Source organism: Paenibacillus ottowii (genome assembly GCF_050516475.1).
GTDB lineage: Bacteria > Bacillota > Bacilli > Paenibacillales > Paenibacillaceae > Paenibacillus > Paenibacillus ottowii.
In genome coordinates, this window is sequence record NZ_CP191577.1 from 5,216,572 (window position 1) to 5,239,249 (window position 22,678).

At 43.0% G+C, this 22,678-nt stretch carries 20 protein-coding genes and 1 pseudogene; 5 read left to right on the forward strand and 16 right to left on the reverse strand.

Annotated elements, in window-relative coordinates:
- Window positions 1-44: 44 nt before the first annotated feature.
- Window positions 45-1,772 (reverse strand): alpha,alpha-phosphotrehalase, encoded by a 1,728-nt coding sequence (treC, locus tag ACQQ6X_RS24180; protein WP_305167397.1) that lies wholly within the window; start codon window positions 1,770-1,772, stop codon window positions 45-47.
- Between the two features lie 277 nt (window positions 1,773-2,049).
- Window positions 2,050-2,631, reverse strand: a complete 582-nt coding sequence (locus tag ACQQ6X_RS24185; protein WP_305167398.1) for a LysE family transporter — start codon at window positions 2,629-2,631, stop codon at window positions 2,050-2,052.
- A 112-nt stretch (window positions 2,632-2,743) separates the two neighbouring features.
- Here ACQQ6X_RS24185 and ACQQ6X_RS24190 point away from each other — a divergent pair, with 112 nt between their 5' ends.
- Window positions 2,744-3,298 carry a helix-turn-helix domain-containing protein gene (locus tag ACQQ6X_RS24190; RefSeq protein ID WP_305167399.1) on the forward strand — a complete coding sequence of 185 codons (555 nt, stop codon included), beginning with the start codon at window positions 2,744-2,746 and terminating at the stop codon, window positions 3,296-3,298.
- A gap of 111 nt (window positions 3,299-3,409) precedes the next feature.
- On the opposite strand, the gene ACQQ6X_RS24195 is transcribed toward ACQQ6X_RS24190, so the two are convergent.
- The 5 genes from ACQQ6X_RS24195 to ACQQ6X_RS24215 form a co-directional block, all read right to left on the reverse strand.
- A complete protein-coding gene (locus ACQQ6X_RS24195; RefSeq protein WP_305167400.1) occupies window positions 3,410-3,979 on the reverse strand; it encodes a sugar O-acetyltransferase in 570 nt (189 codons plus the stop codon).
- A 26-nt stretch (window positions 3,980-4,005) separates the two neighbouring features.
- Window positions 4,006-5,190 (reverse strand): MFS transporter, encoded by a 1,185-nt coding sequence (locus ACQQ6X_RS24200; protein WP_305167401.1) that lies wholly within the window; start codon window positions 5,188-5,190, stop codon window positions 4,006-4,008.
- 279 nt (window positions 5,191-5,469) lie between these two features.
- The gene (locus ACQQ6X_RS24205) at window positions 5,470-5,625 is read right to left on the reverse strand and encodes a hypothetical protein (protein WP_430493506.1); all 156 of its coding nucleotides are present in this window, start codon (window positions 5,623-5,625) and stop codon (window positions 5,470-5,472) included.
- Between the two features lie 205 nt (window positions 5,626-5,830).
- Window positions 5,831-6,247: a hypothetical protein gene (locus ACQQ6X_RS24210; RefSeq protein ID WP_430493507.1), complete on the reverse strand. Its 417-nt coding sequence runs from the start codon at window positions 6,245-6,247 to the stop codon at window positions 5,831-5,833.
- On the reverse strand, window positions 6,234-6,689 hold the full coding sequence (locus tag ACQQ6X_RS24215; protein ID WP_305167403.1) for an NAD(P)H-binding protein: 456 nt from the start codon (window positions 6,687-6,689) through the stop codon (window positions 6,234-6,236). The genes ACQQ6X_RS24210 and ACQQ6X_RS24215 overlap by 14 nt, the downstream gene beginning before the upstream one ends.
- A gap of 252 nt (window positions 6,690-6,941) precedes the next feature.
- Here ACQQ6X_RS24215 and ACQQ6X_RS24220 point away from each other — a divergent pair, with 252 nt between their 5' ends.
- On the forward strand, window positions 6,942-7,535 hold the full coding sequence (locus ACQQ6X_RS24220; protein ID WP_305167404.1) for a TetR/AcrR family transcriptional regulator: 594 nt from the start codon (window positions 6,942-6,944) through the stop codon (window positions 7,533-7,535).
- A gap of 652 nt (window positions 7,536-8,187) precedes the next feature.
- Here the strand turns inward: ACQQ6X_RS24220 and ACQQ6X_RS24225 are convergent.
- The 4 genes from ACQQ6X_RS24225 to ACQQ6X_RS24240 form a co-directional block, all read right to left on the reverse strand.
- Window positions 8,188-8,520 carry an NAD(P)-dependent oxidoreductase gene (locus ACQQ6X_RS24225; protein WP_305167405.1) on the reverse strand — a complete coding sequence of 111 codons (333 nt, stop codon included), beginning with the start codon at window positions 8,518-8,520 and terminating at the stop codon, window positions 8,188-8,190.
- Window positions 8,521-8,953: 433 nt separating this feature from the next.
- Window positions 8,954-11,305, reverse strand: coding sequence for a glycoside hydrolase family 2 TIM barrel-domain containing protein (locus ACQQ6X_RS24230; protein WP_305167406.1), 2,352 nt, complete (start codon window positions 11,303-11,305; stop codon window positions 8,954-8,956).
- Window positions 11,306-11,397: 92 nt separating this feature from the next.
- Window positions 11,398-12,192 carry a Nif3-like dinuclear metal center hexameric protein gene (locus tag ACQQ6X_RS24235; protein WP_305167407.1) on the reverse strand — a complete coding sequence of 265 codons (795 nt, stop codon included), beginning with the start codon at window positions 12,190-12,192 and terminating at the stop codon, window positions 11,398-11,400.
- Between the two features lie 127 nt (window positions 12,193-12,319).
- Window positions 12,320-12,883, reverse strand: a complete 564-nt coding sequence (locus ACQQ6X_RS24240; RefSeq protein WP_064796644.1) for a 5' nucleotidase, NT5C type — start codon at window positions 12,881-12,883, stop codon at window positions 12,320-12,322.
- 495 nt (window positions 12,884-13,378) lie between these two features.
- Here ACQQ6X_RS24240 and ACQQ6X_RS24245 point away from each other — a divergent pair, with 495 nt between their 5' ends.
- Window positions 13,379-14,362: a glycoside hydrolase family 5 protein gene (locus ACQQ6X_RS24245; protein WP_305167408.1), complete on the forward strand. Its 984-nt coding sequence runs from the start codon at window positions 13,379-13,381 to the stop codon at window positions 14,360-14,362.
- Window positions 14,363-14,519: 157 nt separating this feature from the next.
- On the opposite strand, the gene ACQQ6X_RS24250 is transcribed toward ACQQ6X_RS24245, so the two are convergent.
- Together ACQQ6X_RS24250 and ACQQ6X_RS24255 are read right to left on the reverse strand one after the other, a co-directional pair.
- On the reverse strand, window positions 14,520-16,877 hold the full coding sequence (locus ACQQ6X_RS24250) for a beta-galactosidase (protein WP_305167409.1): 2,358 nt from the start codon (window positions 16,875-16,877) through the stop codon (window positions 14,520-14,522).
- Between the two features lie 78 nt (window positions 16,878-16,955).
- Entirely contained in the window at window positions 16,956-18,242 is a 1,287-nt protein-coding gene (locus ACQQ6X_RS24255; protein ID WP_305167410.1) for a cellulase-like family protein, read from the reverse strand.
- 249 nt (window positions 18,243-18,491) lie between these two features.
- Here ACQQ6X_RS24255 and ACQQ6X_RS24260 point away from each other — a divergent pair, with 249 nt between their 5' ends.
- Both ACQQ6X_RS24260 and ACQQ6X_RS24265 read left to right on the forward strand, forming a co-directional pair.
- Entirely contained in the window at window positions 18,492-19,373 is an 882-nt protein-coding gene (locus tag ACQQ6X_RS24260) for an AraC family transcriptional regulator (RefSeq protein WP_305167411.1), read from the forward strand.
- Window positions 19,374-19,455: 82 nt separating this feature from the next.
- Window positions 19,456-20,430, forward strand: a complete 975-nt coding sequence (locus ACQQ6X_RS24265) for a bile acid:sodium symporter family protein (RefSeq protein WP_305167412.1) — start codon at window positions 19,456-19,458, stop codon at window positions 20,428-20,430.
- 68 nt (window positions 20,431-20,498) lie between these two features.
- On the opposite strand, the gene ACQQ6X_RS24270 is transcribed toward ACQQ6X_RS24265, so the two are convergent.
- The 3 genes and pseudogenes from ACQQ6X_RS24270 to ACQQ6X_RS24280 form a co-directional block, all read right to left on the reverse strand.
- Window positions 20,499-20,927 carry a MarR family winged helix-turn-helix transcriptional regulator gene (locus ACQQ6X_RS24270; protein ID WP_305167413.1) on the reverse strand — a complete coding sequence of 143 codons (429 nt, stop codon included), beginning with the start codon at window positions 20,925-20,927 and terminating at the stop codon, window positions 20,499-20,501.
- 127 nt (window positions 20,928-21,054) lie between these two features.
- A complete protein-coding gene (locus ACQQ6X_RS24275; protein WP_305167414.1) occupies window positions 21,055-21,789 on the reverse strand; it encodes an SDR family NAD(P)-dependent oxidoreductase in 735 nt (244 codons plus the stop codon).
- Between the two features lie 451 nt (window positions 21,790-22,240).
- Window positions 22,241-22,672 (reverse strand): annotated as a pseudogene (locus ACQQ6X_RS24280) (hypothetical protein); the annotation flags it as partial.
- Window positions 22,673-22,678: the final 6 nt, after the last annotated feature.

Here is a 22,678-nt window from a genome sequence, read left to right on the forward strand (position 1 = left end):
ACTGCCGGGGGACTACTAGATATTTTTCATACGATTCACTAAGGTTAACGAACAATCCACATATAGGAAGCGTACGGAGTCAAAGAGACCACCTGATTTAGCTTCGGAGTATGCTGGGTATTACCGCTTAAAAGCTCAGCCGCATCCAGCCCTTTATTTTCTATAGATGAATAAAATGAATCCGGTATACGGAATTGTACATCCTGTCCGCTAAAATTAGAGATGACGACCAAAGTCTCTTGCTCATTGCTGCGCTGATAGGCATAGACCTGAGGATGAGCTTCATCCAAGCGTTGATAAGTCCCATCGGTAATGACCTGTACCGTCTTACGCAGACGAATCAGCTCACGATAATGATTGTAGATCGAATTCGGGTCCTCCAACTGAGACTGAACGTTGATCTGTGGATATCGTTCATCTACTTTTATCCAAGGCGTGCCTGTAGTGAATCCCGCATTGCGAGTGTTATCCCACTGCATCGGTGTTCTTGAATTATCACGGGACCGCTCTCGAATGATATCCAAAGCTTCTTCTGCACTTTTGCCCTGCTCCTGTAAGATACGATACATATTCAGAGATTCAACATCCCGAAATTCTTCAATATTTGACCACTGCGGATTAGCCATACCAATCTCTTCACCTTGGAATATATAAGGTGTTCCCTGAAGTCCATGTAGCGTGGTAGCCAGTAGCTTGGCACTTTCTACACGGTATTCGCTATCATCCAAAAAGCGAGAGATCGCTCTTGGCTGATCATGATTGTTAAAAAACAATGCACTCCAGCCGCCACCCTGTTGCATGCCAATTTGCCAATCCGAGAATAGCTTTTTCAGCTTTTCAAAATCATAAGGCATGAGTTCCCACTTTTGCCCGTTTGGATAATCCACCTTCAAATGATGGAAATTAAAGGTCATGGATAACTCTTTTCTGTCTGGATTGGAATAACGGATGCAGTGATCCAGTGAGGTGGAGGACATCTCCCCTACCGTGACGCTGTTATACCCTGAAAATACTTTCTCATGTAATTCATGAAGGTATTCATGCACATGCGGACCATCCGTATAATACTTACGCCCGTCACCAGGAGCCGTGCTTCCATCGTCGTCTGAGAATTGCTGATCTTTGGATATCAAATTAATGACATCGAGCCGGAAGCCACTAACTCCCTTCTCTGCCCAAAATTCCAGCACATCAACAACTTCCTGACGGACTTTGGGATTTGCCCAGTTTAAATCCGCCTGAGTCTTATCAAACAGGGTTAGGAAATATTGGTTTGTGACCTCGTCATATTGCCAAGCTGGTCCACCAAACTTAGAAATCCAGTTATTTGGAGGCCCTCCATCAGGTGCTGGGTCACGCCAGATATAATAGTCCCTATATTCACTATCCTTAGAAAGCCGTGCCTTCTGAAACCAGACATGTTCTGTAGAAGAATGATTAACCACGATGTCGATCATCAAGTGCATCCCACGTGCCCGAATTTCCTGGCTTAATTCTTCAAAATCCTGCATTGTTCCATAGTCAGGATTAATCCGGCAATAATCAGCTACATCGTACCCGTTATCACGCTGTGGCGAGACATATACAGGCTGCAACCAGATAATATCGACACCCAGTCCTTGCAGATAATCCAGCTTTTGTGTCAGTCCTTTTATATCACCGGTTCCTTTGCCCGTCGTATCGTTAAAACTTTTGGGATAGACCTGATAAACGACCGATTTGCGCCACCAGTCCTGATCTTGAGGAATTAAAGCCTTGTTCATTGCTTCCATCCATGCTCATTCCTTTCTTGCGAAATGAAGTAGCGTAAAAGATTTTAGTATAACGCTTTCAACTTCTTGTATATACAAGATTAAATCATGTATATACAAGTTGTCAATATACTTTATTTATTAAGGTAATACCCGTTTTAGAACGGGGTGATCAGAAAACTTACCCATATTTTCCGGTTGTATTTCATGTCCCTTTGAATGAACTCAGCTCACACGAAAAAGGCTCCTGCCTATAAGTCAGGAACCTCTCTTTTTCTATGAGAAATACGGTATTCATTTATATCCAGATGGATAGCGCACTATACAGGAGCAATAAGGCCATTATGATATTGAAGGAGCGCTCATACTTATTCAAGAAACGTTGAAACATGGCGCCGAAAACCGCCCAGCACATAACCGCTGCAAAACCAATGCAGGTCAGGAGTAACGATATCATAAACAGTGTCATATATGACACATCATAAGGCATTACAAACGTTGAAATGACCGTAATACCGTACAAAATGATTTTTAAATTGATAAATTGCAGCAGCAATCCTGATTTGAAGGAATACCCTTCATTGGGGTCATTGTCCTTCGTAGTAGATTTGCTTTTCGCTATTTTTACTGCCAGATAAAGCATGTATAGACTACCGAGAACATTCATCCAGACCTTGACCCGAGGCAAGAAATGATACAACGCAAGATTAAAATAGCAGGCTAACAGCATAATACCAAAGCATCCTGCTGTTACCCCCAGTAAGAATGGAAATGCTCTCTTCAAACCTAACCGCCTGGCACTGTCTAATGACATAATATTGTTGGGCCCTGGCGTAAAGCTGGTAACAAGTGCATACGACAAAAATGGAATAAACGGCATGCAATAATCAACTCCAGTGTGTTATAATTGAATAAAATGTACGTTAAAGCGCACATTTGTACTTCATGATTGTACATTATGTTCTTTATATAGCACAATAGGGAGCGAAAAAATGATGGAGCATATTAATTTGATTTTAAGTAAAAATTTAAAGCATTTAAGGAATGAAAGAAAATTAAGCTTAGACAAATTAGCTGAACTCACTGGGATCAGTAAAACGATGCTCGGCCAGATTGAACGGGGAGAATCGAATCCCTCGATTACAACGGTGTGGAAAATTGCGAACGGCTTGAAAATATCATTCACTGCCCTGATAAGCGAACCGCCTGCCGATGCCGTAGTCGTTCCTAAAAGCAAAGTACAAGTGCTTGAAGAAAGCAATCACTATCGTTTGTATCCGTTTTTCCCCTATGAAGGAAACCGAAATTTTGAGGTCTATACCGTAGAGATTGAAACAGGCGGGGAACTGAGTTCTGCCCCACACCGTGAGGGTACTGAAGAATTTATTACCGTCTTTGAGGGTGAAATGGTGGTAAAAGTCAGCGAAGAAACGTACACAGTGAAAGCTGGGGATTCGATCCGCTTTAAGGCAGACCGTCCACACATATACTATAATTTAGGAGAAACACTGGTAAGGATGAATATGATCATTTATTACTCTGTATAGTTCAAATCCTTGAAGAGCATACCTGTGAAAGTCCTTAAATTTAAAAGATCCTATTAAACAAGGACTCTTTTAATAGGATCTTCGGTATAAATCAGTTAGCTTGTATGTTATTTAGGAAACGGCAATTTGCTTAATTATCCGTGCCGGATTCCCAGCTACGATCATATTATCTGGCACATCCTTGGTTACTACCGCTCCTGATGCCACTACGACGTTATTCCCTATCGTAACACCGGGATTAATAATCGCCCTGCCGCCAATCCATACATTGTTGCCAATCGTTACAGGCCTTCCATACTCTGGACCCGCAATTCGTTCAAATGGATCAATGGGGTGAGTCGCTGTGTAGATATGGACTCCCGGAGCTAAAAAGCAATTATCTCCAATGCGCACCTCGCAAACATCCAAAATAGTACAGTCAAAGTTGGCATAGAAATTTTCCCCAACATGGATGTTATATCCGTAGTCACAGCGTATGTTGGGTTCCATGCTTATATTTTCACCAGTGGAACCGAAAAGCTCCTTAAGTAACTTTTCACGGTACTCACTATCCGCCTCAGTCGTCTGATTAAAGAGACGTACACATCTTCTCGCATACTCTCTTTCACTCGTTAATTGAGGATCAGCTGCTACATACAGCTCCCCATCCAGCATCTTTTGTTTTTCCGTTTTCATAGACATGCGACAATCTCCTTTATATTTTAATTTCATTTCTTTTTTCTCATCCCCACGGGCCGGGCAGCACCCGATATCAAACCAGCAATAATAACGCCAATGAGCACAACAATTAAGGCATGCAGGAGGCCCACATGTTCACCTAAGAGCCCTAATCCCGGAGGCCCCACTAAAAAGGCAAGATAACCGATAGTGGCTACGGCCCCTACCCGGATAGCTGCACCGCGAGGATCATCTCCAGCAGCTGATAAGCCTACAGGAAAGCCAAGTGAAGCTCCAAGTCCCCATAACAAGATACCCAATCCAGCCAAGAGATAATGCTGTCCCCAAATCACTAAAATAATACCCACAGCAGCCAGAACAGCACTTCCTTTCAGCACAGGAACGCGGCCGAATTTATCCAGTATAAATCCACCTGTGAAGCGTCCAATGGTCATCGCTGCCACGAATAGCCCGTACATATAGGAGCTTGTTAAGGAGTCTACGCCATAACCATCTACCATCGTTAGCGGCAGCCAGTCATTCGCAGCCCCTTCGGCAAAGGCCATCCCGAGCACAATGATGCCAATCAGCAGGATTCGTCGTTCTTTCCAGACAGCAAGCTGAGCCTTGATGTTAGATCCACTCTTTTGGGAAGAAACATCCTGTTCTTTACCTGTATCACGGGGCAAATAACGGTACAAATAGAACGTTACTGCGGCAATCATGGCGGCTATAGCCCCAAAATGAACCACTACAGGTACGTGTACCGCCGCTGCTCCAGAACCGATAATAGCTCCTGCAAGTGTCCCCATACTAAACGAACCGTGAAAGGCGGGCAAAAGCGTTTTATTCAACTGATTTTCTACCGCAGAACCTTCGACATTAAGAGCTACTTCAGCTGTGCCATAGCCGCTGCCAAAGATGATCAAGCCAACAAATACAATGCTCGTAAACGACAACGCAGCTCCCAATCCTACAATAAGAAAACCAATCACAATCAAAAGCGCACTTCCCAGAATGACTGACCGTCCACCTATACGAGAAATAACATTGCCCGCACTAAGGAGGCCCAATAAAGAACCCGCGGCTAATCCAAAAATAATGATCCCCATTTCGGCAGTCGAGGCATGCAAAATATCTCGTATGACAGGCGTGCGGGACACCCAGGAAGCAAAAGCTACACCCGGTAAGGCGAATAAAACAAATAAAATATTACGAACTACCCTAGGATTCATGGAGGGTTCTCCTATCATCGATTAGCTCCTTATCGATACTTTTTATAAATCTTTTAATAAGTAGCATTATAACAAGTTATTCTATTCGTATCCAGCATTAATATCAAAAAAACTTGGCGGTATGCTAAGCTGTGGGAGGTAGCTTCCGTTTTTAGAGCTTCATTATTAGAAGCTCTTTCTCTTTCTCCCATGTCGCCCTAATCCGTTCCATAGTTAGGCAAACATAAATAAAGAACGTCCCTTGCTAAGGACGTCCTTAATAAACTGAATCAGTAGTAGCTATTGTTTTCTCGTCTCATTAGGAATAGGTTGGATAATATCTATAGCACTGGATACAATATCATCCACACCATTCCCTGATGTAAATTGCCAAACTGCCTTAGCTACTCCATCTTTAATTTCCACTATCGTAGTACCAACATTGTTATAATACATGTATCTGGACGAATCCCCTCTCGGGAAGGCGTAACCATAGTCTTTATTAGCCCCGGGTTTTTCCAAAACAGAAAGCGATTTGAAGGAGGATTGAACTGGTAACGGTATAGCAGCGAGGTGTTTATAAAGTAAACGTCAAACAACCCCTCGGGTCATTCATAGTGGCACCACTCTTCCGATGTTCCAAAACAGTCAGTGTAAAGCGTTATTGAGAAATCGTGTCTTTAAGAAAATCCGTAAAACTCACTGGGGATCTACCAATCAGGTTTTCCAAAGCAGGATTGGTTTGCGAGAAATCTCCCTGTCGACTTGCCTGAAACATACCCGTAAGTATGCCAACCATCGCTTCCGGCAGTCCTCGGGACATCAAGTGGTTCCGATATTCGTCATCCGACACGACAATTCGCCGAATCGGTCGATCCAAGACCTTGGAAGCAATAGATGCGATTTTATCCATGTCAATCGCTTCAGAAGCCGTAAGGTGAGGAGTTATACCATCATATCTCTGCTCTGTTAGGATTACCGCTGTTGCTTCAGCCAGGTCGGAATGGGCGGTCCAGGCAACAGGACCATCTTCCGGAGCAATCAATTCCCCTGTTTTCAAGGCATCACCCATCCACATTATCGCTGATGAGGCATAAAAGCCATTTCGCAGCGACGTGAAAGCCATTCCTGAAGATTTTAGCATCCCTTCTGTAGCAGCATGAACGTTCATAGGGGGGGAAATGCGATGTTGCAGATGAAAACATTTGGCTAGTATACAGCAGTCGACTAACACCAGCTTTCTTTGCAGAGTCGATTGCGGTATGGTGCTGACGAATAGCAACTTCCCCCAAGGAGTGGGACGAGATAATAAGAACTTGTGATGCTCCCTCAAAGGCATGAAGAAGACTTTCGGAATCATCAAAATTTCCTTGCCGAACACGAACTCCCCGTTCTTTTAGATCCTGTGCCGTGTTCACATCACGGACACTTACACCAATACCACCGGCAGGAACACGCTTGAGAAGTTCATCTACAACATTCCGACCTAATTTTCCATTCGCTCCTGTAACAACAATCATTTCTACACTCATCCTTTCGTTTGCAAATCAGATAGAGATTTTCTTGTTATACGATTTTGTTTGTGCAATCATAATCGTATAAATGCATGTTCAAAAAAATCGGGAAGCACACACAAACAGATCAAGGTGTTTATTTTAAAAGATAAAAGGATTGGGTTGTCCAAACAACCTGCAAAAAGCTGTTTTTGTTGTGTTCCCAACATTCTTGTCCTTTTGTCTGTTATTTGAGTTTAGAAGAAAGAGGGGGGTAAAATGTCGGTAAATCCCGAGGATCCGCGTGTTAAAAGAACTCGTCAGTTGTTCGTGCAGGCTTTTAACGATTTGGTTGAGAAAAAGAGAAACATCTATTCCATTTCTGTGCACGAGATCACGAATCAAGCAACCGTAAATCGAACAACGTTTTATGCGCATTTTCAGGATAAATATGATTTTCTTGAATATTGGATGATGGAAAAGTTCCAAATGACTATAAGGAATAGACTGCCGGAAGAAACAAGATGCAATGCGGACAATTTGCGAATCCTTATTCAAACCATATTCAATTTTCTTTTGCGGTTTCAACAGTGTAGTACGCCGGGAGACAAGCAGTTTGAAGCGATGTTTGAAAATACCATGCATCAGGGTCTTCATCGACTCCTGCTTAAACGGATAAATGAAGTGGACACACAGGGCTTTTCTCAAGAAAAATTGGAAGCTATGGCGCTCGTTATCAGTTGGGGTATATTCGGATCGGCTTTGCAGTGGAGTCGGAACCCTCAGGATCGCTCAGTAGAAACGATGTTTGAAGAAGTCATTGAGGTTATATCGGTCAATTTATCCCCCTTTTGGGAGCAAATAACCGGCTAAAGATACGCCCTCGTTGACCCAGCGTGTTGAAGCTTTAACAGTGAGGGGCATATCAGCTGTTTTGGATTGTCCCTAGGCAAGAAATAGGGCGTAAGAACGACGCAGGAAGTTAATATCCTCGAACATACCGGCGAGTGGAGATGCCCCTCAGAATTGAGACCACACGGACACCGTCTGCCGCAGCTAAACCTCATGAAATCCGGTGGTAAGAACAAAGTGTCACAAATGATTGGTTGCGAACTGAATTCCCCATCCTTCAGGAGTTCGTATTGTCCATCCGTTTATTTAAACTTCATAGTAAAAGCGCCTCCTTGATGATGTTAGGGATTTACCCGTCGACAAACCCATCATACCGAGGCGCTCCTTTTTTTTTGACCAAGCCCATTTCTTAGGCTATACGTAAAATAGCCCCACCTTTATTATCGGCGTGAGTAGCATGAGCCAGTTTGCCATTCTTCCCCTGACTTACTTTTCCTGCTCATCGATCGGGAAGCCGGCCTGCCGTAAATGGCAGTTTGATTGTTGCAGCTTACTTGAGTTTGTAGCTTGGACTGACGATTTCTCCACCCTCTACAATTAAATCCTCTTGTTTTTATGCTTTTCCTTCAAAGAAATTATCTAAAATAGCTTTTGTTCCAATCTCAATACGGTGTTAAGCTTCCAAAGTCATACCAGTGTAATGGATTGTCATTGCTTGTTTGGGCATTGTTCTCCAAGGATGATCAGCAGCGGCAGGTTGTGGATACCAAACGTCACCAGCATAACCAGCTAAATGTCCGAATTTCAATGAGTCCATTATTTTTAAGGTTTCAAGCCTATCGATGCATCTTAATGATTTACCAAGTTGAAGTAAGGATCTTGCAACTTCTTTCTTGGCAAGTATTATCTTTCTCCGTTTCATGTTGCGTTTAGCTTCTTTCAGTTCCCTCAAAGCTAAATTCACTTTTCTTATGCAACTTTTCTGCGTTCTTCTTCGCTTACTCATTTTTTCTCTTCCCCGGTAATTTCCGAGGATTTTTGGTTTTCTTACAGCTATTTAAGCAATTTAACGTACCACTGAGAATAACCTTAGCAGCTAAAATGTCATACTCTGCATGTTCCAATCTTTCCAGTTTTAAAAAGCGTCTTGCCCTCTGTAGTCGCCGATTTGCAGCATTCAACATTCGTATATTCCGGTGAAAGTCCATCGATCACTCCCCCATACTAATAAATGAATTTTTTAAACGCTTTAGAAATGGCCGTACTTTGGTCGCATATTTCCAAGTATGACACCAGCTTATGGGAGGGTTGACTAATTCAACACGGCGGTCGCCTATTTTACCATCTGATTTAAAAACAAAAAGACCAGCCAAAGAAGCTGGTCAAGGTAACAATAATACGTATGTCTAACTTATACCCCATCGATTCAACCTGACATGTCAGTCTTCTTCTTCCATTTTTAATCTAATTTCTCCCTGTAACGCACCACCTGCTGATGCTTGCAGTAACAGCTCACCAGCCCCATCCCTGGATTGTACAATCACAAGACACCTTCCTCTGTGTGTTCGTCTCCCTTTCCCCTGGTAGGGTTCATCACTGGTGAGATCGCCATTGTCTATTCCAAGGATACGGCCATCACCATGCAGCTCAAAGCTCAAATCAACATCCTGGTTGGGTACAACAATTCCCTGTTGATCTATAACGGTTACTTCCACATGGGAGATCTCATGCCCGTCAGCAGGTAGAATCGTCTGATCAGCCTCCAATTTTAGTGCATGAGGAAGCCCAGCGGTGATCAGTTCATGCTCACAAACCTGCTGACTCCCGTTGCGACCTATCGCCCGGATTTTGCCTGGTGTATAGGGCAACTCCCATAGAATTAAATGATTAGGGTAATCGGACAACTTCCTCTCACCGTATGATTCCTCGTTCACGATTAATTCTACGCGCTCACAATTGGTGAAGGTAACCAACCGTATTAGTTTCCCTACGTATTCGGGAAATGTCCAGTGATCTTCCATAGCCGGTGATTTCCAGTGCATTGTCCATGTCGGATTATATTCCGATTTCATATGATCGTGAAATACGGCTATGTGCACAACTGGCTGATCAGACCATAGACTTTGGTGGAGATAAGATACGGGTTTGCGGAACCCACACGTGTCGATCAATCCGGAGGACCACCCTTTAGAGGGGTAGCTCGTTTCTCCCAAATAATCTATTCCACTCCAAACAAATTGACCGATCACATAATCATGATTAGCGACATCAAACCAGGGATTAAGGGGCAAATAACCTTTAACACGGTTACCTTGACCTCGATAGTATGGGAACGTCTCTGTTCCAAGGATAAGCGTATCCGGCATGGCCGCCCTATAGTGCTCATACCACTGCTCCTGATAGTTCAGTCCCAGTACATCCACTCGTTGGGCCAGCAGCTTGGTATGCTCCACCTTGGCCTCAATCGGTCCATCACGCAAGCTAATCGGTGTATTGTGCGGTTCAAGCGCGCAGGTAACAGGCCGGGTGGGGTCTTTTTCATGGCAAAAGGCAACGAGCTGCTCCAACATGTGTAGCATGGACGGTTGCCCTTGGTTCTCCACTTCATTCCCAACGCTCCACATAAAAACACTAGGATGATTCCTGTCTCTAACAAGCAGAGCCTCCAGATCCTTGGCCCACCATTCATCAAATACATGCTCATAGGAAAGAGACTTCCATTTATCAAAAGCCTCATCAACTACCAGGAAGCCCATCTGATCACATAAATCTAATAATTCGGGCGCCATAGGGTTGTGAGCAAAACGGATCGAGTTACAGCCCATTTCCTTCAGCTTCTCCAGCCTTCTCTTCATGGCTGTATCATGGTAAGCCGCCCCCAGACAGCCTAAATCATGGTGAATGCACACTCCCTTTAGCTTCAAGCTGCTTCCATTCAGCAATAATCCCATTTGAGAATCAAGGATCACTTCTCTTATGCCAAAAGGGGTACGATAACGATCCACCTCTGTATGGTCGCAATAGATCGTCGTTTGGGCTTCATAAAGCACTGGATGGTCCGGTGACCATAATTCCGGCTGTAAAACTCGTATTTCCTGCTCCATTTCTTCTGATGCTAAGCCTGCAAGAGTTAATCTTTTTTCAATTTTTCCTTTTACTTTTCCCTGTGAATCCAGTATTTCAGTCATAATCGTACACTCTACGGCATGCTCATGATGGTTGCTGACCTGAATTCTGGCACTCACCTTGGCTTCATCTGGCGAAATTGCAGGCGTGGTAATAGTAGTCCCCCATTCGGTGATATGAAGATAATCCGTATAAATCAGCCAGACATTACGATAAATCCCGGCACCTGAATACCATCTGTCAGGTGGAAGAAGCGTATTATCCACTTTGACAGCGATCACGTTTTCCTCATCCCACCGAATATATGGAGTCAAATCATACTGAAAGCTAACATATCCATAGGGACGTTTCCCCACAAAATGCCCATTGAGCCAAACTTCGCTGTTACTGTGAACACCGTCGAATTGTATGTATACACGCTGTTTTGGAGAGGAGGGCTTCACATTAAAATGCTTTCTGTACCATCCGACAGACCACCTCGGCAAATAAGCTTGATTGCCGCCATACGGCATATCTGGATCAAAGGATTTTTCAATACTCCAATCATGAGGAAGATGAAGGTTCCGCCAATGCTCATCGTTATAATCTGTCTTCTCAGCACCTGTGTAGTTTCCCTCTATGAATTTCCAATCTGTTCTGAATGGCATAATCACTCTGCTTCCCATTATCTTGCCTCCATTTCATAATGTAAATGAACGGATATAAACAACAGTGCGGGATGATCATCATCATAGGCATGTTATAGATATGTTTTTGCTTACAATATTTGAAACACGGGGCGGTCCTCAACAAAGTAGACGGGGAGCATTGGAAATTGGGTGGAAAGTGTATCCGCAAGATACTTCATACCAGGCGCTTCGCTTTCAGCATGTCCCAGCATGATCAGCGCTTTATTTCTCCCCTGATAAACAGCGTCTTTCACATATTCTGGTGTTTCCCATTCGGGCCCTTCACCAGCAATAATCAGGTCCACATGTTCATGTAGAAATAAGGGTATGGCCAGTTCACCACCTCCCCGATATCCGACTAAGATTCCCACTCGCTCACATGGCATGGATACCTCGCCAGCTACTCGTACATAACGAATATGAAGTTTGGCCTTTATATATTCAGCGATTTCTTTCACTTGCATAGCCGGAATAGTCAAAATGGCAGAAGAAGGCTGATGCTTCACAACGTAAGGGTGCCAATCAAGCGCCTGAAGAAGTCCAACCATCACTCCATCCGGTTGATAACGATGTATGGTGTCATGAAAACGATAAATCCCTACGCCAGAGTTAGCGACCAGGCGAGATTTGTGCAAATAGACGGGGTCATGAAGTAAACATTCCCGCATTTCGTGATGGCTATAATAAATACCTTCATGCGTAATGATAAAATTCGCGCCAAGAGAAATAGCTTGCTCTATCACATATTGCGACGCACAGAAAGCGGTTACAATCCCTTGAATCTCAATATCTCTAAGCTCTGGGTCAAGCAAATCTACGCTTGTATTGGGTGTGTCTATTCCCTTTGTCAGATGAATCACCATCTGCCCCATAGTCATGGTCATACACGTATCCCTCCCCATAAAAAATATGTGTCCATTGTACCATTTTATTCTATTATGGGATTTATTATTTCTATCAAAAACAGCCAGTTCCAAGAGAACTAGCTGTTTTACGAATGCATCTATTTTTTTATTTCAGAACTCCCAAAAGGGAATCAATTCGTTCTTTTGCTCCTTGCCAAGATGCCATGACTGGGAACTCATATTGCTCTCTTGCTCTCAAATTCCATGGATGAGGAATGCAAAGCACTTTCTTCCCCTCCTCCAGTGCAGGCACTAAATTATGGGGACCATCATCAATCAGGAGATCATAGTTAATCAGATTCTTTCGTTTACATGGGAAAAAGTTCTCGATCGGAATGAATGGCATATGCCTTTGAAGCCAATTCCATTTCTCCACGACGGTTTTCGGTTCTGCCGCTGTCACAATAATGACATCAAAAGCATTGCAAAGCTTCTCCATTTCTTCTACGACATACTCGTCATACAGTTCAAGTTCCTCAAACAAACCCGGTCGTCCATAAAATACATCATGTGTGCTTTTGGGATGACGTAGATGATCGGTATTCCAATCTAACATGTCTTCATATCGAAGCGGATGAGTGGGAAATTCACTATTGTTATGGTATATAGCCCGTTTGACGAGATGACAGATCGTATCGTCCATATCGACTGCTATGATTGGTTTTCTCATCATCTGCCCCTATCCATTCTATTAAAAATATTACGAGAATATCATACAACAATTTAATACTGGGGTGAAGCTGGACATGGGCTATACCATCGATACCTCACATGACTCCTGATAACCAACCAAACATATTGTTAGTTTTTTATATGAAAAAATATAATATAAAAAAACTAGTTATTCTTTATTTTATGTTACATAACTAATACGCTAACAAATAAACCAAATAAACAGATCATAACAGACAGTATAATCATAATAAAACCTTTAAAAATCCCACTCAAACAAGAAGTTCATACAGATGCACTCCAAAAAACAAAAATAAATTAAAAAAATCAATTGAATAACATAATCGCAAATGATAGAATAACGAAAAATAACTATTAACAAAAATGAAAGCGCTTCATAATGTGTTTAGCTTACTGCTATTTACATACTTGCATACCTACTCCACCTCTATCTAGCAGAAAGTTGAATAATATATTTTAGGGAGGAATAAAAGTGAAGGCATTGTTAAGAAAAGCTTTATTGTCTGGACTCGCTGGTCTGCTTATCATGATTGGTTTGGGGGGATTCATCTCCAAGGCGCAAGCTGCTTCAGGATTTTATGTAAGCGGTACCAAATTGTACGATTCTACAGGCAAACCGTTTGTTATGAGAGGCGTTAATCATGCTCACACTTGGTATAAGAACGATCTTAATACTGCCATCCCGGCTATTGCCAAGACAGGTGCTAATACAGTCCGAATTGTCCTTTCCAACGGAACCCAATACACCAAAGATGACATAAATTCCGTAAAAAATATTATCTCCCTAGTCACAAGTTATAAAATGATTCCTGTACTTGAGGTTCATGACGCTACAGGTAAAGACGACTATGCATCTTTGGATGCGGCTGTGAATTACTGGATTAGTATAAAAGATGCCCTGATCGGCAAGGAAGATCGGGTTATCGTGAACATTGCGAATGAATGGTATGGCTCTTGGAATGGAGGAGGTTGGGCAGATGGGTATAAGCAAGCGATTCCCAAGCTGAGAAACGCAGGTATCAAAAATACGCTCATCGTCGATTGTGCGGGCTGGGGACAATATCCTCAATCTATCAATGACTTCGGTAAATCTGTATTTGCAGCTGATGCTTTGAAGAATACGGTATTCTCCATCCATATGTATGAGTTCGCTGGTAAAGATGTTCAAACGGTTCGAACCAATATTGATAACGTTCTGAACCAAGGACTTCCATTGATTATTGGTGAATTTGGCGGTTACCATCAGGGAGCAGACGTCGACGAGACAGAAATCATGAGATACGGCCAATCTAAAGGCGTAGGCTGGTTAGCCTGGTCCTGGTATGGCAATAGCTCCAACCTTTCCTACCTTGATCTTGTGACAGGACCTAACGGCAATCTGACCGATTGGGGCCGCACCGTGGTAGAGGGAGCCAACGGGATCAAAGAAACATCGAGAAAAGCGGGTATCTTCTAAAAAGACAATAAGAATATAAAAAGGCTCATGGATTGATTCGTACAAAAGGGTGCATTCTTGCGCCATTTTAGAAGAGAGAATCAAACCATGAGCTATTCATTTTTAATACTTTGTACTAAAGTATTCGCTGAGCGCCTCTGCTCTTGTACTCCCTAATTTACAGGGTGATTTTAATTTCATACACAGGCACGATACTGACTGCACCAATATCCACGATTCGTTCCTCCGTAGTCTCTTTCCAGCCAGCCATGGTTGTATTGCTGTTTAGAACCTTGCCCTTTCGAATTGGAGCAACGTATACGTACATCCCTCGCTCGATAAGCCGATGTTCAAATGACTTTAAACCTATTTCCCAGGTTGTATGGTTGCAGAAATTATCGTGAATCAGTTTACCATCAATAAATGCATAGCCGATGTCCCCTGTATAATCGATACGCAACAGAGCCTCTTTAATCCCGTCAAAGGCATTTATTTCGAAATCAAGAACGAGTTTATCATGGTTTACCCTTTTCAGATTGAATTGTATTTCTTTCTTGGGGACCCTTAAACAATATGTTGTAAATAACTCACTTGCTGCGGTCTCAAGCAACTCTCCCCCCGATATGGATGTAAGGGAGTGGTCAAAATCCGGGAATACACTCAGTGTTACAGTCTCCTGATCTGTTGATTCCAGTCTGATCTCATCTCCAGATACAAGTAAATTAGCACTCGTCAAGATAACTCTGTCCCGACCTTGCAGGTTGACCTTCCAAAACTCCAAGCTCTGTTCATCAGTCATCGTGTAGATGGCGACTTCTAGTCCACTTTCCGATATCAAGCGGATGAGACTCTCTTCCTCTTCAGCAGCCTGAATGATCGTATTCCCATCCCATTGTTCTATCGAACCTTTGTCGATCGTGGCACTGAGGATATCTTTTGACTCCAATGCATACGTTCCTTTCATCCCGTCCGGTACACAGAAAAAATAATATACTTCTCCATCCTCTTCTATCCTTGTTATCAGCTGTGCTGTTGCATATTTGAGCTTTATTCCATCCAAATTGAGGTTAAATGGCAAGATAGCGAAGCTGTCACGTCCTAACGTCAGTTCACCTTGACTAGGGATTACAATCGTTTCCTCAGGCAGCTCAATGCTTACATTAAAATCGCACAGGTCATGATTTTCAACATGGTCCTGGAAATTATTTAGAAACAGGTACCCGGACCCCGCACGGGAGCGAACCGCATATCGTAGGGTATCCACATCATAAGAGTCCATTTGGGACGTGTCCTCTGGTAAAATAGTCTTCGTCAGAGAGAACTGCTGTTGGAACGTTGAAAGAAAATAATGCTGCAGCTTCGTTCTTCGGTATGACTCCCTGATCTGACCGAATTCTCCGATCAGGGCATTGAAATCATAGGATATTTTAGGCGTAGCCAGATCGTTTGTGAACAGGTTAACCTTTCCCCGAGGATTGGAGCCCCCATGATACATGTAGTATCCGATCAGGTTACAGCCTTCTGCAACCTTCATGATAGTCATCGCTGGAACACTACGATAAGGAAATGCAAACCGATATTTATAAAACTGCACCATACCGCCACCCATTTCACAACAAGCGTACGGATAGTCCTCCGGGGCGTATAAGGGCTCAAAATTGTAGCTCTTCGGAATCTGGTTATTATGCTTGTCTCGGAAAATGTATTCCGGTGTCGCAGGATGCTCGTCCTTTCCCTCCAAACGTCCCTCTTCGTAATAGATCCATGGCCAATAGGCATATGCGCCCCATAATGGCAGCATATCAGGAACAGGCGTTGTCGCTCCTCCCCAGCCTGTGCATGTATAGATAGGAGTATCAATCCCTGCCTCCAGAGCTATTTCTTTAAGCTTTAACATATGTGAATTACCGTCACTCCCCGAGTTTAACCACATATCATTAATTCCTACAGTCAATCCCCATTGAGCAGAGGAATGATGATGCTCGTTTTCGATTTGGGTGCCGATGATTGGTCCTCCATCCTTATATAACAGCCCTTTAACCTGAATACCGATTTCGTTATATATTCTTCTTGTATAAAACAGATAGCCCTCATCATTAGAACGAATCTCAAATGGACGGCCGAATAACCAATCCGGTATACCGCCGTTACGGATTTCGCCATGATTGAAGGGCCCAATCCGAATAATGATATATAGCTGATGTTTGCCGCACAACTCAATGAAATGGCGAAGGTTTTTGTTCCCACTCCAATTAAAAATACCTTCAACTTCTTCATGTAGATTCCAAAAAACATAAGTAGCAATAATATTGACGCCACCCATTTTTATTTTAATAATTTCGTCTTCCCAATAGCGTTGATCATAGCGTGCATAATGAAATTCACCACAAATCCCGAAAAAAGGCTCTCCATCCTTTTCCATAAAATAGTTGGTGAATCCGATTTGTTCTCCCTTTGGATTGGTGCCGCCAAGTTTGAGATGTCCTTTCACAATTTGCTTGTGATCATCTTGGACTGCAATGCGATAATTTCTCATAAAGTTCACTCCCCTCACTCGTTCATATTGAATGATATCAGCTATCTCAAAGGCAACAGGTTGTCTAAGAAGGAAACTCTAATCTGAATTTAGGATAAATTGGTTCCACTTGCGCTGCCAGGCTATATCATTCCAAAACGGGTGATGCGGAGCACAGTTGGAGCAGAGGGTCATTCCCCAGAACCCCAGTGCCATTCCTTTTCGCAACACATATTCAGCTATATATTTACCGACAGGACCTTCTTCAAATTGGGCATACAGCGGCGTATAGCCCACATAACCTTCTCCTATGACAATTGGAATACCGGAATGGCGGTTCCATTCATGAATCTCTTCCAATCGAGAGTCGGCCTTCTGCAACATAGCCATTTTATGATCTCCATACCGATCGTACAAAAATAAATCCCATTGATCCGGATCTACCCAGTCGTGCAAATAAATAAGCCTCATGCCAACGGGGTTGCCTTCCATCCGCCAATTCTGCTCTGGAGGCAGAACCCATTCCGCAAATGCAGGGGCATCTTCCCTCAATAGAGATTGGACGAATGGATTGGGAAACGGCACCAGCTCATCATCAAGCCCTGCTGCTTCCATAAGCTCATTCAGCACCCCTTTTATATAAAGATGAAAATGGGCCACCTGCAAATTGCGCGCCACATAAACTTTGGGGTAGGCTTCATTTAACGTATAGCTGGCTGTCATCATCATATCTGGATGGCTTTGGCGAAGATATTCAATCGCTTCTTCCACGTAGGGCTGCATCGCTTCAATAAGTGCCGGTACGTTCGTTTCCGCTATGCCCTCAGACGTTCCGACAGCAGTTAACTGCCCAAATTCCACTTCGTTATGCAGCTCTGTATAGATAATCTGGTCCTTATAGCCTTCTGCTGTAACAAAACGAATCAACTGATCCATTGATTTGGCAATAGCCATGAATCTTTCCTTAGGAGGGATCGCAGCTAATTCATCTCTAAGCTCAGCATGAGCCAGGAAGCTCGGACTCTGCTGATATTCCCAAGAGGATAATATAATGTAACAGTTATGAGCCTTGGCTTGTCTAAACAGCTCAAGCAAATGAGCATGCCCGTCCAGCACTGCGCCACCGCGACAGTTATACCAGCGCGTACGCTGGCCCACTTTCCCAAGGCTCGCAAACTCCAAGGGCCCGTTGCGTTTGCCATCCGCCGTAAACAACATAAAGGGCATAGCGCATATTCGGATCGTATTGTAGCCTCTTTCGACCGCTTCTTGAAATCGAGCTTCCAGATCGCTGTAGGGCTCACCCTCCTGGGTCATGGTATACCAAGAGAAGTCCCACATCGTGATCGTCAATTTACGCGGTACATTTCTCATCAGATTACTCATGTGGTCTCTCCTCTCAGCCCCAGTCCACAGGGTTCTACGTTCCATAATCCACAAGCCTTACGCAACGCTTCTACAGCCTGTTCAATCTGTCCAGTTCCCTTCATGCTCCATTCGTCACTCCCTCATAGCACTCTTATACAAAATCTTACAAGTAATCGATATTACAGACAATTGACAATCCACTGTTTATGATGGACTATATACGTATTTCATCATTTGAGCCGCTTACGGCTGGGAGATATATAGATTATGAATAAGAAAGCTGATGATTTTGAGCGCAAAAAGGTATATGTCCTTCCCCCCTATATGCTGAATAAATTAAAAGCGAATCCGCTTACAAAAAATGTATATCTTACGCATATAGGCTGCTTCAGCCATGCCCGCCATCATTTTCGCGAAAGAACAGACGGCTGTGACTCTCATATATTTATTTACTGTGCGAGCGGAAAAGGCTGGATACGAACCAAGGATAACCTAACCATTGTCCTGAAAGAGCGAAGCTTTGCTTACATTCCCAGGGACATGCCGCATGCTTATGGGGCTGACGATGAAGATCCATGGACAATTTACTGGTTTCATCTTAAAGGGGATCAAATGGATGATTTTATGGCATTGTTTGAGCCGTTTAAAATGTACATTTCGATGGCTGCCAGGGATGAAACCAAACTGCTGGAGCTATTTCATCAGTGTTACGATCTTTTACTGAACAAATCCTACTCCATGATACATTTGGTACAAGTATCGCAGACTATCTGTTATCGGCTGAGTTTTGTTGTATCCGTTGCATTTCGCAAGGAAGACAGCACGTACCAGTGCCATGTCGATAAGGCTACACGTTATATGGGTGAACACTTGGAATCCACCGTGTCGCTTGATGAGCTTAGCCGGCATGTTCAAGTATCCAAGCAGCATTTAAACCTGATATTCAAGCAATCCACCGGCTACTCTCCTGTCGATTACTATCTAAGAATGAAAATACAGAGAGCCAGTCAGCTTTTAGATTTAACGAATGCTTCTATTAAAGAAATCAGCATACAACTCGGTTTTAGGGACCCTTATTACTTCTCCAGACTATTCAAAAAAATAATGGGTTGCTCTCCTAAGGAGTACCGAAATAATTTGAAGGGTTGATCCATAGATGAGCTCCCCTACATCGATCATTTACGGATCAAAAGGCAAGGTCTATACTTAAGTTCAAAAAAGGAAGTTTTGTATGCTCGTAACGTTGAATCGAAGATTAAATGCAGCTATGCCGTTAATCACCCCCATCAGCATCCTCATCGGCGTCCTGATCGGTACTCCGTTGTCCCAATATACTGAGCTTTCTCCCTGGCTGTTTGCCTTCATGACCTTCGCGGGCAGCATCGGCATGGGGTTCAAGGATTTTATCCATGTGATCAAGCATCCTGGCCCGCTGATCGCCTGTCTGTTTATTCTTCACCTCGCCATGCCGCTTCTCGCCATGATGCTCGGACATCTGGCTTTCAGTAATGATCTTCATACGATTACTGGGCTGATTCTTGGTGCAGCTATCCCTACCGGCATTTCCAGCTTTGTGTGGGTCAATATCTACAAAGGCAATACAGCGCTGACCTTGGCGATCATTCTGATTGATACCATTTTGGCCCCATTCGCCGTACCTGGCATCATGTCTCTGCTGATCGGAGCGAATGTGCAGCTCGACACCTGGGCGATGATGCAGAGTCTGTTCTGGATGATTGTCGTTCCTTCATTAATCGGCATGGTGTTGAACGAATGGACTAAAGGGAAAATTACGCAGGTGTGGGGACCTCGGCTGGGCCCGTTCTCTAAGCTGGCTATGGCTCTTGTCGTCATGATTAACGGATCTGTCATCGCACCTTATCTGGTCGATTTTAATCTCAAGCTTGTCGGCGTATGCCTCTCCATCATTATCCTTGCCTCTACTGGATATGCGATTGGTTATCTTATATCAGGGCTGATGCGCTGGAATAATGCAGACCGTACGGCGCTTGTCTTCAACGGCGGCATGCGCAATATTAGCGCAGGGGCTGTGCTTGCCATCACCTACTTCCCGGCTCCCGTAGCGCTGCCTGTGGTGCTCGGAATGATTTTCCAGCAATCCACAGCATCCCTGGTGGGATTTCTGCTGAGTCGCCGCGACCGCGCCAACGCTAAGAATAAGCGCAGTACGGTCTCTGCTTCTTAAAATCGGAGCAATTCCAATTATCAATAAAAGAAGCCGCCAACATGGCGGCTTCTTTATGATTACCTGTATCAATCCTCACTCATTACCTTATTTAATTTTTCATAAACAGACAATAAAGACTCTCTTTCTTCTTCGGTTAGGTTTTCAAATAGTTCTCTTCTAAGCTGTCGTCCTTCTTCCTGCGCTTTATTTAGCATTTCGGCTCCAGCGTCAGTTATTTGCAGGTACACAATCCGTCGGTCCTCCTCATCCGCTACTCGTACAGCCAATTCTTTTTTTACAAGCTTTCCAGATAGGTGGGTTAATGTCGGAGGAGTTAGCCCCAATAACCTGGCCAGATCAGAAGGGCGGCACTTTCCGTGACTATTTAAATACGAAAGAACAAGGATATGTGATATCCCTAGATTCTCATTAAACATTTTATTCCATTTAATTAATAGATTGTTGGTAACCTGGTCCATAGCATGAATCAACGTAAATATATCTTGTTCTTTCATTAATACTCTTTAACCTGCTTTCTCAAATGAAATCATAGCCCCCTATATTGTATAGGGGGCTTGTATAAAAGTCATTCTTTACTGAAAGAAGGTCAGATATCCATTTCCAGTAAAGTGAAGCCTAATGTTATTGGGCAGAAAAACCACCGTCAATTACAAGCTCCGATCCCGTAATATATGAAGACTCGTCCGAAGCCAAAAATAGAGCAGCGTTGGCTACATCTTCAGGTCTACCAAGTCGCTGCAATGGAGTCGCTTGAATTAAGTGGGTAAGCATTTCTTTGGATGTGCTGAGCGCTTCAGTCATTGGTGTCTCAATAATGCCAGGAAAAAGCGTATTAACACGGACTCCAGCCCGGCCGAACGTTGTTGCCGCAGCCTTCGACAAAGCACGTACAGCACCTTTTGAAGCGGAATAATGGTTAAATCCCTGACCGATTTGAGCGGTGTAAGAAGAAATATTAATAATACTGCCGCTCTTTTGGGCAGCCATATACGGAGCTATATGCTTAATACCTGCAAACGGACCATACCCGTTAATCGTCATCAATTTATGCCAATCATTTAGGTCGATATCCTGATATCCTTTTTCAGAAGTTATTCCTGCATTGTTAACCAGAATGTCAATTTTACCGAATTTAATGTTCACTTCTGCGGAAAGAACCTTCCAATCCTCGTCAGAAGAAACATCCAGTTTCATTCCATACACATTCGTTTTCTTACTAGCCCGTTCAAGAGCTTGATCATTGATGTCTGCAGCAATAACTACAGCTCCCTCCTCAATAAAGAGGTCAACCATCCGTTCTCCTATCCCTGATCCTCCGCCTGTGATAATAGCAACTTTACCTGCCAGTCTATTCATGTTGATATCTCCTTTTACCTTTTAATCATTATCAATCTGCTCAAATCCTAAATATTTAGATAATTTATTTAGCCATCTAAATATTATATATCTAAATTATATTCCTCTTGTAGTCAACATACAACTGCTGCTTTATCCCAGCCTTATGGTAAGTAGAGGAATGCTGGGCTATGTAGAAAGGAGTACTATTACCGCTACTGGATAATAAAAAGCACCGGAGATTTCTCCGGTGCTCAGCGTGTCGAGAGACTTTGTCGACAGTCTTACATATGGATTAATCTATCTAGCTCTTCTAAAATACTTACTTCCTTTGATGACAACACCTTTGAATTAATAAGCGTGTCTTTCATACTTGGAAGTAACTCTATGTTAGCTGACAATTGTGTAGAACTTTAAAATATTATTTTTGAGTAGAGCGAAGCTTAGGCTCATATACTTAATTTTTTTCTGGTTAGAAGTTTATTTTTTCCCAGTCAGTCTTACCTTTTTTTTCGTATGTTATAAAACCTTCAGTCGAAAACCTTTTTTCAAGTACCCTACTAGCCTCATATTTACTACAATCCTTTTCCACAAAAATTTCATCTTGTAAAAATAATATAAATACAGAACTAGATGCATCGTTATTCGCCAAGTAGAAACCCAATAATTCGTTGTATTGAGTACTAAAAAACAAACCTATATACTCTATTCTGAGTTTAATGTTTTCCTTAGATTCAACCAATCCTTCATAACTTGCAAATAAATTAAAACCATCCAAATCGTAAATACTATTTGCTGAGATTAATGGATTCATGCCTCTTATATACAAGCCTATCACATCACCATTATCTTCCCCAAGGAATAGAACATGGTCTCATCTCTCATTATCGTCCTCACGCTCTAATCAAAT

Coding starts and splice junctions, on each gene's coding strand:
- treC (WP_305167397.1), bottom strand. CDS start 1,772: ATGGAAGCAATGAACAAGGCTTTAATTCCTCAAGATCAGGACTGGTGG.
- ACQQ6X_RS24185 (WP_305167398.1), bottom strand. CDS start 2,631: ATGCCGTTTATTCCATTTTTGTCGTATGCACTTGTTACCAGCTTTACG.
- ACQQ6X_RS24190 (WP_305167399.1), top strand. CDS start 2,744: ATGATGGAGCATATTAATTTGATTTTAAGTAAAAATTTAAAGCATTTA.
- ACQQ6X_RS24195 (WP_305167400.1), bottom strand. CDS start 3,979: ATGTCTATGAAAACGGAAAAACAAAAGATGCTGGATGGGGAGCTGTAT.
- ACQQ6X_RS24200 (WP_305167401.1), bottom strand. CDS start 5,190: ATGAATCCTAGGGTAGTTCGTAATATTTTATTTGTTTTATTCGCCTTA.
- ACQQ6X_RS24205 (WP_430493506.1), bottom strand. CDS start 5,625: ATGTATTATAACAATGTTGGTACTACGATAGTGGAAATTAAAGATGGA.
- ACQQ6X_RS24210 (WP_430493507.1), bottom strand. CDS start 6,247: ATGTGGATGGGTGATGCCTTGAAAACAGGGGAATTGATTGCTCCGGAA.
- ACQQ6X_RS24215 (WP_305167403.1), bottom strand. CDS start 6,689: ATGATTGTTGTTACAGGAGCGAATGGAAAATTAGGTCGGAATGTTGTA.
- ACQQ6X_RS24220 (WP_305167404.1), top strand. CDS start 6,942: ATGTCGGTAAATCCCGAGGATCCGCGTGTTAAAAGAACTCGTCAGTTG.
- ACQQ6X_RS24225 (WP_305167405.1), bottom strand. CDS start 8,520: ATGAGTAAGCGAAGAAGAACGCAGAAAAGTTGCATAAGAAAAGTGAAT.
- ACQQ6X_RS24230 (WP_305167406.1), bottom strand. CDS start 11,305: ATGGGAAGCAGAGTGATTATGCCATTCAGAACAGATTGGAAATTCATA.
- ACQQ6X_RS24235 (WP_305167407.1), bottom strand. CDS start 12,192: ATGACCATGACTATGGGGCAGATGGTGATTCATCTGACAAAGGGAATA.
- ACQQ6X_RS24240 (WP_064796644.1), bottom strand. CDS start 12,883: ATGAGAAAACCAATCATAGCAGTCGATATGGACGATACGATCTGTCAT.
- ACQQ6X_RS24250 (WP_305167409.1), bottom strand. CDS start 16,877: ATGAGAAATTATCGCATTGCAGTCCAAGATGATCACAAGCAAATTGTG.
- ACQQ6X_RS24255 (WP_305167410.1), bottom strand. CDS start 18,242: ATGAGTAATCTGATGAGAAATGTACCGCGTAAATTGACGATCACGATG.
- ACQQ6X_RS24260 (WP_305167411.1), top strand. CDS start 18,492: ATGAATAAGAAAGCTGATGATTTTGAGCGCAAAAAGGTATATGTCCTT.
- ACQQ6X_RS24265 (WP_305167412.1), top strand. CDS start 19,456: ATGCTCGTAACGTTGAATCGAAGATTAAATGCAGCTATGCCGTTAATC.
- ACQQ6X_RS24270 (WP_305167413.1), bottom strand. CDS start 20,927: ATGAAAGAACAAGATATATTTACGTTGATTCATGCTATGGACCAGGTT.
- ACQQ6X_RS24275 (WP_305167414.1), bottom strand. CDS start 21,789: ATGAATAGACTGGCAGGTAAAGTTGCTATTATCACAGGCGGAGGATCA.